At 68.0% G+C, this 11967-nt stretch carries 8 protein-coding genes, 1 tRNA gene, 1 other RNA gene and 2 pseudogenes; 7 read left to right on the top strand and 5 right to left on the bottom strand.

The window, feature by feature from the left end; genetic code table 11:
* The first annotated feature begins 18 nt into the window (after positions 1-18).
* Positions 19-1014, top strand: a complete 996-nt coding sequence (locus G6N07_RS17060; RefSeq protein ID WP_085192102.1) for an acyl-ACP desaturase — start codon at positions 19-21, stop codon at positions 1012-1014.
* Between the two features lies 1 nt (position 1015).
* Here the strand turns inward: G6N07_RS17060 and ligC are convergent.
* Positions 1016-1150: pseudogene (gene ligC, locus G6N07_RS21100) on the bottom strand (ATP-dependent DNA ligase); the annotation flags it as partial.
* 200 nt (positions 1151-1350) lie between these two features.
* On the opposite strand from ligC, the pseudogene G6N07_RS17050 reads away from it, so the two are divergent.
* From G6N07_RS17050 to ligD, 3 genes and pseudogenes are all read left to right on the top strand, one after another.
* A pseudogene (locus G6N07_RS17050) lies at positions 1351-2963 on the top strand (DUF222 domain-containing protein).
* A 59-nt stretch (positions 2964-3022) separates the two neighbouring features.
* Complete coding sequence (locus G6N07_RS17045; RefSeq protein WP_085191944.1) at positions 3023-4075, top strand: ATP-dependent DNA ligase; 1053 nt, start codon at positions 3023-3025, stop codon at positions 4073-4075.
* Entirely contained in the window at positions 4075-5118 is a 1044-nt protein-coding gene (gene ligD / locus G6N07_RS17040; RefSeq protein WP_085191942.1) for a non-homologous end-joining DNA ligase, read from the top strand. Before G6N07_RS17045 ends, ligD begins: the two co-directional genes overlap by 1 nt.
* 79 nt (positions 5119-5197) lie before the next feature.
* On the opposite strand, the gene G6N07_RS17035 is transcribed toward ligD, so the two are convergent.
* From G6N07_RS17035 to G6N07_RS17025, 3 genes are all read right to left on the bottom strand, one after another.
* Complete coding sequence (locus tag G6N07_RS17035; RefSeq protein WP_085191941.1) at positions 5198-6223, bottom strand: S1C family serine protease; 1026 nt, start codon at positions 6221-6223, stop codon at positions 5198-5200.
* An 88-nt stretch (positions 6224-6311) separates the two neighbouring features.
* A complete protein-coding gene (locus G6N07_RS17030; RefSeq protein WP_085191939.1) occupies positions 6312-7106 on the bottom strand; it encodes a lipid uptake coordinator LucA in 795 nt (264 codons plus the stop codon).
* A 73-nt stretch (positions 7107-7179) separates the two neighbouring features.
* A tRNA-Ser gene (locus G6N07_RS17025) sits at positions 7180-7264 on the bottom strand.
* A 68-nt stretch (positions 7265-7332) separates the two neighbouring features.
* Between G6N07_RS17025 and ffs the strand changes: the two genes are divergently transcribed.
* The 3 genes from ffs to G6N07_RS17010 all read left to right on the top strand — a co-directional run bounded on the left by ffs (position 7333) and on the right by G6N07_RS17010 (position 10611).
* Positions 7333-7429, top strand: an RNA gene (gene ffs, locus G6N07_RS17020) — signal recognition particle sRNA small type.
* 31 nt (positions 7430-7460) lie between these two features.
* Positions 7461-8735 carry an aspartate aminotransferase type Ic gene (locus tag G6N07_RS17015; protein WP_085191937.1) on the top strand — a complete coding sequence of 425 codons (1275 nt, stop codon included), beginning with the start codon at positions 7461-7463 and terminating at the stop codon, positions 8733-8735.
* Between the two features lie 34 nt (positions 8736-8769).
* Positions 8770-10611 (top strand): DNA polymerase III subunits gamma/tau, encoded by a 1842-nt coding sequence (locus tag G6N07_RS17010; protein ID WP_085191935.1) that lies wholly within the window; start codon positions 8770-8772, stop codon positions 10609-10611.
* Between the two features lie 33 nt (positions 10612-10644).
* On the opposite strand, the gene G6N07_RS17005 is transcribed toward G6N07_RS17010, so the two are convergent.
* On the bottom strand, positions 10645-11940 hold the full coding sequence (locus G6N07_RS17005; RefSeq protein WP_085191933.1) for a class I SAM-dependent methyltransferase: 1296 nt from the start codon (positions 11938-11940) through the stop codon (positions 10645-10647).
* Between the last annotated feature and the right edge of the window lie 27 nt (positions 11941-11967).

Raw genomic sequence — 11967 nt, 5'->3', positions numbered from 1 at the left:
ATACATCTGGGGGACGCCGTGGCGAAAGACCTGACTGAAGTCCAACTGCTCACCGAGCTCGAACCGGTCGTGGAGGCCAATCTCAACCGGCATCTGCGGATGCGCAAGGACTGGAACCCGCACGACTACATTCCGTGGTCGGACGGCAAGAATTTCTACGCACTGGGCGGTCAGGACTGGGACCCCGAGCAATCGAAGCTCTCGGAGGTCGCGCAGACCGCGATGGTGCAGAACCTGCTGACCGAGGACAACCTGCCCTCGTATCACCGCGAGATCGCGATGAACTTCAGCCTCGACGGCGCGTGGGGTCAGTGGGTCAACCGCTGGACGGCCGAGGAGAACCGGCACGGCATCGCGCTGCGTGACTACCTGACCGTCACCCGCGCGATCGACCCGGTGGAACTCGAGGAACTGCGCGTCGAGCAGATGACCCGCGGCTTCTCGCCGGGCCAGAACCAGCAGGGTGAGGACAAGCTCTTCGCCCGGAGCTTGTTCGACTCGGTCATCTACGTGACCTTCCAGGAACTCGCCACCCGCGTCTCGCATCGCAACACCGGCAAGGCATGTTCGGAGCCGGTCGCCGACCAGTTGCTTCAGCGTGTCTCGGCCGACGAGAACCTGCACATGATCTTCTACCGCGACGTCTCCGAGGCCGGCTTCGACATCGCCCCCGACCAGGCCATGTATTCGCTGCACCACGTCCTGCGCAACTTCAAGATGCCCGGGTACACCGTCCCCGACTTCCGCCGCAAGGCTGTCGTGATCGCCGTCGGCGGTGTCTACGACCCGCGAATCCACCTCGACGACGTGGTCTTGCCGGTGCTCAAGAAGTGGCGGATCTTCGAGCGCGAGGACTTCACCGGTGAGGCCGCCCGCATGCGCGACGACCTCGGCGTGCTGATGGAGGAACTCGAGGAAACGTGCGAGAAGTTCGAGACCGCCAAGCAACGCCGCCTCGAACGCGAAGCCAAGATGGCCGAGAAGCGGAACGCCAAGAAGTCCGTGTCCGTCTGAGTCAGGCGCCCAGCCCCGGGGCGATGTCGCCGAGGCTGAAGGTAACCGGCTGCTCGAGTTGCGCGTAGGTGCCCGAGCGCGGATCGCGGTCGGGCCGCCAGCGGTTGAACTGGGCGGTGTGGCGGAACCGGTGACCAGCGGCTGAAGCTCGCTGAAGAGCCGGCGCCGGGTGGACATCGGGAGGGTGCCGATCACGCCGACCGAACCCGTCCCACCTGCCCATTGTCCCGCCCATTGTCGCGAGGCGTACCGCCGAGGCGATGACCGTCGTGATCGAGCACCCGCCCGCAAGCCGAAGGCTGAAACGTGTCACCAGGATCACGTAGTATCGAACGTATGTTCGATACTGTGTTCGCGGGGCTGGACGACTCCGCGCTGATCGCTGCGATCGGGCAGTCCGCGCGTGAGGAGGCGCAGGCCGGGGCGCGGAAGTTCGCCGCGATCGCGCAGCTGGCGCATCTGAGCGTCACCGAGGACCAGGAACATGACCACTGGGTCTACGACTCCTGGGCTGCGGCGGCATCCGAGATCGGGGCCGCGTTGAACATCGGACACAAACGGGCATCGGGGCAGATGCGGATCGCGGTCGCGTTGCGCGACCGGCTGCCCCGGATCGCGGCGCTGTACCTGCAGGGCCGGTTGAGCACCCGCCTGATCTGCGAGATCACCTGGCGTACCCGCCTGGTCGAGGACACCCAGCTGCTGGCGCTGCTCGACGCCGCGCTGGCCGGCCAAGCGCAGCGGTGGGGGCCGTTGTCCGACGAACGGTTGACCCGCGCGGTCGACGCGGTGATCAACCGGTATGACCCGGATGCAGTGATCCGCGCCAAACAGGTCCTCACGACCCGCGACTTCCGGATCGGGACGCTGCAGGACCCCGACGCGCTGGTCACGGTCTGGGGTCAGCTGCTCGGCTGTGACGCTGAGGTGCTGTCGGCCCGGATCACCGCGATGCTCAAAGGGGTCTGCGACGACGACCCCCGCACCATCGGCGAGCGGCGCTCATGCGCGGTGGGGGCGATCATCCAGGGCCACGACCGCCTACCCTGCCGGTGCGGATCACCCGACTGCCCGGCGTCAGCACCGACCAGCTCCAATGTCGTCATCACGGTGATCGCCGATCCGGCCGCCGTCGAGGCCGCCCAGAAGCTGATCGCCGCCGAGGACCGCGCACAACAAAGCCAGCAGGCCCACAGAGCCGAGCCCGCCCCCCGACCGTTTCGTCAAGATGAATCATCGGCGCCGGGATCCGACTCGGTAGCCGACCCCCAGCCAAACCCCGAGCCCGACCCGGAAGTGCCTAATCCTCGTCCTTGCGACCAGGACTCGGGCGTGGCACTGCTGCCCGGGGCGACGATCCTGCCGATCGCGGCGTTGGCCGAGGCGATCCGCAACGGCGCGGCGATCAAACAACTCTGGCTACCCGGCGGCGATCCCGAACCGCACTACCGCCCCTCAGCCAAGCTGGCCGCGTTCGTGCGCGCCCGTGACCTGTTCTGCCGATTCCCCGGCTGCACCGTGCCCGCCCAACGCTGCGACATCGACCACGTCGTGCCCTGGCCCCACGGGCCCACCCACGCCTCCAACCTGAACTGCACATGCCGCACCCACCACCTGGGGAAAACGTTCTGGGACGGCTGGCGCGACGAACAGTCACCCGACGGCACCGTGACCTGGACCACCCCAGCCGCCCAGCGCTACACCACCGTGCCGGCAAGCCGACTGTTGTTCCCCCGCTGGAACACCACCACCACCGAGCTACCGCCGCTGACCCCACCCCGCCCGACCCCGACCGCATCACCAAGATGCCGAAACGACGACGCACCCGCGCCGCCCAGAACACCACACGCATCAAAGCCGAACGCAACCACAACGCCGCCGCACGGCGCTCGCCGAGCAAGAGCGCGAGCCCCACCCCGGACTACGGCGACGACCCGCCGCCCTTCTGACACGACCTCGATGACCAAAGCTCCGATGACGTTGTCGGGGTACCCCGGTCTGCGTGAGTATGGAAGCCGTGGATCTCCCCGTCAGACCGCCGCTCGAACCCATGCTCGCCAAGGCGCAGGCCAAAGTGCCCGACCACCCCGGTGTCTGGTCGTACGAACCGAAGTGGGACGGTTTCCGGGCGCTGGTCTTCCGTGACGGCGACGACGTGGTTCTGCTTTCCCGTAGCGGGAAGGACCTCGGCCGCTACTTCCCCGAGGTCCTCGTTTCGGTGCGCGACGAACTCACCCCTCGCTGTGTGCTCGACGGTGAGATCGTCGTGCCGCGTGAGATCGGCGGCCGCACACGGCTGGACTGGGAGTCGCTGAGCCAACGCATCCACCCGGCCGCGTCGCGCATCAAGATGCTCTCCGAACAGACGCCCGCGCATTTCATCGGGTTCGACGCGATCGCCGTCGGGGACGCGTCGCTGATGAAGGAGCCGTTCCGAAATCGGCGCCAGGCTCTGATGGACGCAGTCGAGGAGAAGACGTGGTGCCACGTCACCCGCACCACCGAGGACCCTGCCCTCGGCGCGCGGTGGCTGGAGGAGTTCGAGGGCGCCGGCCTCGACGGGGTGATCGCCAAACGCCTCGACGGGTCGTATCTGCCGGGGAAGCGGGAGATGGTCAAGGTCAAACACGCCCGCGACGCCGACTGTGTGGCCGTCGGATACCGCATCCACAAGAGCGGGGAAGGGATCGGCTCGGTCTTGCTCGGCCTCTACACCGACGGCGGCGATCTTCACATGGTCGGCGGTGCGGCGTCTTTCACCGCCAAGGACCGGCTCAAACTGCTCGCCGAACTGGAACCGCTGCGCGAAGGGGACGAGGTGCGGGAGGGCGATCCGAGCCGGTGGAATTCCGCGGCGGACAAGCGCTGGATACCGGTCCGGCCAGAGAAGGTCGCCGAGGTCGCTTACGACCAGATGGAGGGCAACCCGTTGCAAGGCAGGCGTTTCCGACATGCCGTGAAGTTCCGGCGGTGGCGACCGGACCGAGATCCGGCCAGCTGCACCTTCGATCAGCTGGAGGTCCCGCTCACCTACGACCTCTACGACGTCCTGGAATCCTGATGGCAACGCCGGCAGAGGAAGTCGACGTCGACGGTGTCGCCGTCCGGCTGACCAACCCGGACAAGGTCTACTTCCCCAAGCTCGGTTCGGAAGGCACCAAACGGAAGCTGGTGGAGTACTACCTGTCCGTCAGCAAGCAGATGGTGTCACTGCTGCGAAACCGTCCCGTGCATCTGCAGCGGTTCCCCGACGGGATCGACGGCGAGGAGATCTACCAGAAGCGGGTCCCGCAGAAGCATCCCGACTATCTCGAGACGTGCACCGTGACGTTCCCGTCCGGCCGTACCGCGGACGCGCTGAAGGTCACCCATCCGGCGTCGATCGCCTGGGCGGCGCAGATGGGAACGATCACACTGCATCCGTGGCAGGTGCGCTGTCCCGACGTCGAACATCCCGACGAACTCCGCATAGACCTCGACCCGCAGCCCGGCATGGGTTTTCGGGAGGCCAGCGTGATCGCCGTCGACGTCCTCAAACCGCTGCTCGGTGAACTAGGACTGCTCGGTTATCCGAAGACCTCGGGAGGGCGCGGAATCCACGTGTTCCTGCGAATCAAGGCCGACTGGGATTTCGTCGCGGTGCGGCGCGCGGGGATCGCACTGGCCCGCGAGGTCGAGCGGCGCGCACCTGATGCCGTCACCACCTCGTGGTGGAAGGAGCAGCGCGGCGAGCGGTTGTTCATCGACTACAATCAGAACGCCCGCGACCGCACCTTCGCCTCGGCCTATTCGGCGCGCAAGACGCCGATCGCGACGGTGTCGACACCGCTCACCTGGGCCGAACTCGCCGACGCCGACCCCGACGACTACACGATCACTACCGTGCCGAAATTCCTTGCAACCCGGCCTGATCCGTGGGCGGGAATCGACGACAATCCGCAGTCGATCGAGACGTTGCTGGAAATGGTGGTCGCCGACGAGGAGCGAGGCCTGGGCGATCTGCCGTACCCGCCCAATTACCCCAAGATGCCTGGCGAGCCGCCACGGGTTCAGCCAAGTAAGAAGGTGGCCGCCCACTGGGCCGACGAGGGCAACCGGTTGTGACCCGGGCTGGTTGGACAGTTCGGGTTCGAACTCGACCCGGGGATCACCCGGCTGGAGCGACTGGTGTGAGGGTGAAGGTTCAGGGCCCGGGAGCCAGTGTCACCTTGGCGGTGCGCTCTTGGCCGAACCGGTCGATCCACGTCACATCCACGACGTCGCCAGGGTAGAACCGGTCCAGCGTGTAGGTCAGCGCGGTGGCCGACGTGAGACGGGTTCCATTGATCGCGATAAGCACGTCTCGGTCCATCAGCCCGGCCGCCTCGGCGGGTCCGCCGCGCAGCACCTCCTGAATGAGGACACCCGGCACGTCGCTCGGGGCGGTCCGGACGCCGACGCCGAGCAGCGCGGGTGGTCCGATGTGGACGGTGTCCGACGGCACCCGTGACCGGATCTGGTTCGCCACGCCGATCGCCTCGTTGATCGGGATGGCGAAGCCCTTGCCGCCGGGCCCCATCCGGTAGTTCACCGACGCGGCGGTGGTGATGCCGACGACCTGGCCGGCGCTGTTGACGACCGGTCCGCCCGAATCGCCCGCGCGCACGGGCGCGGCGAACTCGATCAGGCCGGTGAGCTGGTCGGAGGCGCCGGTCAATGAGTCCTCGGCCTCGACCGTGCGGCCGAAGGCGGTGACGGTGCCGTACTCGCGGGTCAACGGCGCGGCGGAGCCCTGCGCGTTGCCGAGGGCGACGACGGGCTCACCGGGTACCAGCGCCGCAGAGTCGCCGATCGGCGCAACCGGCAGACCACCCGCCCCCAGCAACTGGATCACCGCGATATCGCGGCCGCGGTCATAACCGACGAGTTCGGCCGGATACGACCGGCCCGCGACGGTGGCGTTGAGCCGATCGGCGCCCTGGACGACGTGGTAGTTCGTCAGCACTTGGCCGCCTGGATCGAGCACGACACCGGTGCCGGTGCCGATGGCGCTCTGGTAGTCGATCTCGGTGTCGATCCGCGCCACTGCCGGTTCGACGGCTGCCGCCGCCGCGACCGGGTCAGCGGGTACGGCGCTCGAGGTAGCCGGCGCCAACGGACCGACCAGTGTGAGCAGCGCGGCCAGCACGGCCGAGAACACAGACACCCAACGGAGACCAGGCATGCCCATTAATTGCCCTTCGACGGCGTTTTGTAACTTGGGTTCTGCCACATTGTTCGTGATCAGACCGCTCGGTGTCGACGCCAGGGCGCTGACCTCAGTCTTCGACGGCGATTCCGCCGCGCAGACGGCGACGCCGGCGTGCAGATTCGCCCTTGCCGGACGGACGTCGGTTGCGCAGCCGGCCGCCGGCGGGTTCGTCTCGCGCACCTTCGCTCTCCGCTGACTCGGCCGCGCCGCTGTCCCCATCAGCCTCATCAGCCTCATCAGCCTCAGTTGCCTCGGTACCTTCGACGACGGCCTCGTCGGATTCCGAGCGCTCAGCTTCCGCAGTCGCGTCTTCGTCCGCCGTGTCGGTGTTCCCGGTATCCCCGGTGTCGTCCGACTCATCGGCGGCGTTCGCCTTGGCCGCCTTGCGACGGCCGCGACGGGTCTGCGCCTTCGGTTTGAGCGGCTTCGGCGGCGGCGGCGGCATCTCGGCGACGAAGGCCAGGTAGAAGCCGAAGATGCCGAGTAGCGCGATTGCGGCGGCCCCGCCGTAGATGCCGAACAGCCAGGTTCCCGCGGAGTCGAGGTCGAGCCAGACCTCGCTGATCGCGGCGCCCAGAATCAGGGCGCCGGCCAGCGCGTGCAGAGCGATCGACGCAGTGCGCAACCGCAACGCCAGCTCAGGAGTGCCCAAATCGGGGCGGCGGGTGCGCAGCAGCGTGAACACCACGGGCAGCGCGGCGAGGCCGATCAGCGCGCCGGTGACGATCCGCAGCACCGTGCCCAGCGTGTGCGACGTCGACCCGATGAGCTCGAACCATCGGGGCAGGACGAAGAAGAAGTAGAGGACAGCAGCGATGACGGAGAACGATGCGTGCCAGATGACCGCCACCGAGCGCCGCATACTCCTCCTCCAGATTGATGGGCCGGCGGCGCGATCAGCACCTCGGATCGCTGATCGCACCCCGGACCGAGTGCGGAGGATGCGGGATTTGAACCCGCGAGGGCGTTAACCCAACCCGCGTTCCAGGCGAGCGCCATAGGCCACTAGGCGAATCCTCCGCGGGCCATGGTAGCCGACGGGGCCGACGCTCCAGTCGATGATGCGTCCGACGCGGGTACTACACTCACGTCGGACCCCGCGCGGCGTCCATCCTGTGAACTCCCCCAGGGCCGGAAGGCAGCAAGGGTCAACGGGCTCTGGCGGGTGCGCGGGGTCCCCCTTTTCCGCTCTCGGTACCCAGGCGAAAGGCTCGCGGTGTCGTTCCATTCCCTCAGCCGCGACGGCCTGACCGCCGAGCACGAGCGGCAGCAGCGCAATTACACCGAACTGCAGGGCAAGGGTCTGCGCCTGGACCTGACCCGTGGCAAGCCGTCGCCTGCCCAGCTCGACCTGTCGAACGCGCTACTCGGACTCCCCGGCCGGGATACCTACCGCGACAGCGAGGGCACCGACGTCCGCAACTACGGCGGGCTGCACGGTCTGCCGGAACTGCGCGCGATCTTCGGCGAACTGCTCGGCATCCCCGTGCCTAACCTGATCGCGGGCAACAACGCGAGCCTGGAGCTGATGCACGACACCGTGGTGTTCTCGATGCTGCACGGCGGAGTCGACTCGCCGCGGCCCTGGGTCGCCGAGCCGGTCGTCAAGTTCGTGTGCCCGGCGCCCGGCTACGACCGGCACTTCGCGATCACCGAGAACCTCGGCATCGAGATGATCTCCGTGCCGATGCTCGAAGACGGCCCCGACGTCGACCTCATCGAGGAACTCGTCGCCGCCGATCCGGCCATCAAGGGCATGTGGTGCGTTCCGGTGTTCGGCAACCCCACCGGCGTTACCTACTCCTGGGAGGTCGTCCGACGGCTGGTGCAGATGCGTACCGCCGCAAGCGACTTCCGTCTGTTCTGGGACAACGCCTACGCCGTGCACACCCTGACGCCGCACTTCACCCGGCAGGTCGACGTGCTTGGTCTGGCGGCCGCCGCGGGCAACCAGAACCGGCCGCTGGTGTTCGCCTCGACCAGCAAGATCACCTTCGCCGGCGCCGGGGTCAGCTTCCTGGGCGGTTCGGTGGGCAACATCGCCTGGTACCTTCGGCACGCCGGCAAGAAGACGATCGGCCCGGACAAGGTCAACCAGTTGCGACACCTGAAGTTCTTCGGTGACGCCGACGGCGTGCGACTGCACATGCAGCGCCACCGGGAACTGCTGGCGCCCAAGTTCGCGCTCGTCGGTCAGGTCCTCGAGGATCGGCTGGGCGCGTCGAAGATCGCCTCATGGACCGACCCGAAGGGCGGGTACTTCGTCAGCCTCGACGTGTGGCCGGGCACCGCCAGGCGCACGGTCGCGCTGGCCAAGGACGCGGGCATCGCGGTGACCGAAGCCGGGTCGGCTTTCCCGTATCGAAAAGATCCGGATGACAGAAACATCCGGATCGCCCCGTCGTTCCCCTCGGAGGACGACCTGCGGTCGGCCATCGACGGCCTGGCGACGTGTGCGCTGCTGGCCGCCACCGAGTCACTGCTCGGTTGACCGTCGGTCGTAGTCCCTCGGTAGCCTGCTGACCGTGGCGCTCTACCGGAAGTACCGACCGGCGACCTTCGCGGAGGTGGTCGGGCAGGAGCATGTCACCGAGCCGCTGTCGACGGCGCTGTCGGCGGGCCGGATCAACCACGCCTACCTGTTCTCCGGCCCCCGTGGCTGCGGGAAGACGTCGTCGGCGCGCATCCTGGCCCGCTCGCTCAACTGTGAGCAGGGGCCGACTCCGACACCGTGTGGAACGTGCGACTCGTGTGTGGCTCTGGCCCCCAACGGTCCGGGCAACATGGACGTCACCGAACTGGACGCGGCAAGCCACGGCGGTGTGGACGACACCCGTGAACTACGCGACCGGGCGTTCTACGCCCCCGCGCAGTCCCGCTACCGCATCTTCATCGTCGATGAAGCGCACATGGTCACCACGGCGGGCTTCAACGCGTTGCTCAAGATCGTCGAGGAGCCGCCGGAGCACCTGATCTTCGTGTTCGCCACCACCGAACCCGAGAAGGTGCTGCCGACGATCCGTTCGCGCACCCACCACTACCCGTTTCGCCTGTTGGCGCCGAAGACGATGCGCACGCTGCTGGAGCGAATCTGCGCCGACGAGGACGTCACGGTCGACGATGCCGTGTACCCGTTGGTCATCCGCGCCGGTGGCGGTTCGCCCCGCGACACGCTCTCGGTGCTCGACCAGTTGCTGGCCGGCGCGGCGGGCAATCGGGTCGAGTACGGGCGCGCGCTGGCGCTGCTGGGTGCCACCGACGTCGCGCTGATCGACGACGCGGTCGACGCGTTGGCAGCCGGGGATGCCACCGCGCTGTTCGGCGCCGTCGAATCCGTCATCGATGCGGGGCACGATCCGCGACGGTTCGCCGTCGACCTGCTCGAACGGTTCCGCGACCTCATCGTGCTGCAGGCCGTGCCCGACGCCGCCGCCCGCGGGGTGGTCGACGCACCGGGTGACGTGCTGGACCGGATGCGGGAGCAGTCCGCCCGGCTGGGGGCCGCGACGCTCACCCGCTATGCCGAGGTGGTGCACGCCGGGCTGGGGGAGATGCGCGGGGCGACTGCCCCGCGGCTGCTGCTCGAGGTGGTGTGCGCCCGCCTGCTGCTGCCGTCGGCCAGCGACACCGAATCGGCTCTGCTGCAGCGTGTTGAGCGCATCGAGGCCCGCCTCGACATGTCGATCCCTGCGTCGGACATGTCGGTCGCCGCCCGTCCTGCGGAACCCACGAAGACCTTCAGCCGACGGAGTCAGGTGGCCGACGCGCCGGCACCGGCACCGGCCGCTGCCGCTGCGGCGCCCGTCGAGGCCCGCCCGGAGCCGCAGGAGCCGCCGCCGGCCGCGCCCTCACCGCCTCCGGTGCGCCCGCCCGAGGACCCGGTGGTCGGGGCGACCGCGACGACACCTCCTCCGGTCGCCGGTGCACCCAATGCGGCGGCGGTGCGCAGCATGTGGACGACGGTGCGGGAGAAGGTCCGTCAGCGCAGCCGCACCATCGACGTGATGCTGGCCGGCGCGATCGTCCGCGGGGTCCACGGCGACACGCTGGTGCTGAGCCACGAGTCGGCTCCGCTGGCGAGAAGACTTGTAGAGCAACGAAACTCCGACGTCATCCGGGAAGCGCTCAAGGATGCGCTCGGCGTGGACTGGAAGATCCAGTGCGAGGCGGGCGGCGGGCCGGCACCCGTGGTCGCCGAACCGGTGCGTCCGGCTAACGTCGCAGCTCCGCGGCCTCCGGAGGACGACGAGGAGAGCATGCTGGCCGAAGTGGTGCACGAGGGGGCGGGCCCACGTCGGGACCCCGAGGAGGCCGCGCTCGAACTGCTGCAGAACGAACTCGGGGCGCGTCGCATCGAGGGCAGCTAGTCACGCGCGGCAGCGGCGCGAGAAGGGCCCTGCCTACGCCGACCACCACGGCCGCAGCGGCAGCCCGCCGTCGTTGCCGCGCTCGTCCAGTTTGACCGCCAGAACCTGGTGCAGTTGAACGATGTTGGTCTCGAAGCCGAGCCGCGACCCCGCCATGTAAAGGCCCCAAACCTTCGCGGTGCCGAGCCCCACCTCGTCGACGGCCTCGTCCCAGTGCTCGACGAGGTTGCGGCACCAGTCGCGCAAAGTCATCGCGTAGTGGTGGCGCAGGTTCTCCTCGTGCACCACTTCGAACCCGACGTTCTGCGCCTCGGTGATGATGCGGCCGGAGCCGGTGAGCTCCCCGTCGGGGAACACGTAGCGGTCGATGAAACCACCGGCGATCGGCGCGGCCCGGTTGTCCGGTCGGGTGATGCAATGGTTGAGCAGCAACCCACCGGTGACCAGCTTCGACTGCAGGAAACGGAAATACGACGGATAGTTGTGCACGCCGATGTGTTCGGTCAACCCGATCGACGACACCCCGTCGAACCCGATCTCGCGCACGTCGCGGTAGTCGCCGTGCCGGATCTCGGCCAGGTCGGTCAGACCCTGGTCGGCGATCGTCTTCTGCCCCCACAGCGCCTGTTCCTTCGACAACGTGACGCCGACCGCCTTCACGCCGTGTCGGGCGGCGTAGCGGACCATGCCGCCCCATCCGCACCCGACGTCGAGCAGTCGGTCACCGGGCTGCAGGCGCAGCTTCTCGAACACCAAGCGGTACTTGTTCTCCTGCGCCTCCTCCAGGGTCGCGTCGAGGCACGGGTAGCAGGCGCAGGTGTAGGTCATCGAGGGTCCCAGCACCCACTCGTAGAACGTGTTCGACACGTCGTAGTGGTGGTGGATCACCTCGGCGTCACGGTGCTTGCTGTGCCGCAGGCCCTCCGCGATCCGCCGCCACCGCGGCAGCGTCTCTTGTGGCGGCGGGGCGATCGGCTTGAGGTGTTCGAATCCGATCGAGCGCACGATGTTGGCCAGGACCTTGGCTGGAGGACGCTTGAACTGCATCTTCTCGGCGAGCGATCGCAGCAGCTCATACGGGTCACCAGGGTGCACGCCGGTGATTTCGAGGCCACCGGAGACGTAGGCGCGCGCCAGACCGAGATCGCTCGGCGCGGTCACCAAATAGGTGGTGCCCCGCGGCGACTTGAGGTGCACCCCGAGCTGCGCGTCCGTCGGTCCGGCCGTACTTCCGTCGTATGCGCTGAACTTCAACGGTTCGGGGGCCGCGACCAAGATCTCGAGGATCTCCGCCAACGTGAGCTTCCGCCCGGGTACGCGTGTCGTCATAGCTGCCTCCGTAGTGCTCGCACCATC

This window comes from Mycolicibacterium doricum, from assembly GCF_010728155.1.
GTDB lineage: Bacteria > Actinomycetota > Actinomycetes > Mycobacteriales > Mycobacteriaceae > Mycobacterium > Mycobacterium doricum.
This window is presented reverse-complemented; position numbering and strand designations above follow the sequence as displayed.

Bases quoted from the DNA above. Each gene is read 5' to 3' on its own strand.
- G6N07_RS17030 (WP_085191939.1), bottom strand. From the start codon at position 7,106: ATGCGGCGCTCGGTGGCGGTCATCTGGCACGCATCGTTCTCCGTCATC.
- G6N07_RS17035 (WP_085191941.1), bottom strand. From the start codon at position 6,223: ATGGGCATGCCTGGTCTCCGTTGGGTGTCTGTGTTCTCGGCCGTGCTG.
- G6N07_RS17045 (WP_085191944.1), top strand. From the start codon at position 3,023: ATGGAAGCCGTGGATCTCCCCGTCAGACCGCCGCTCGAACCCATGCTC.
- ligD (WP_085191942.1), top strand. From the start codon at position 4,075: ATGGCAACGCCGGCAGAGGAAGTCGACGTCGACGGTGTCGCCGTCCGG.
- G6N07_RS17005 (WP_085191933.1), bottom strand. From the start codon at position 11,940: ATGACGACACGCGTACCCGGGCGGAAGCTCACGTTGGCGGAGATCCTC.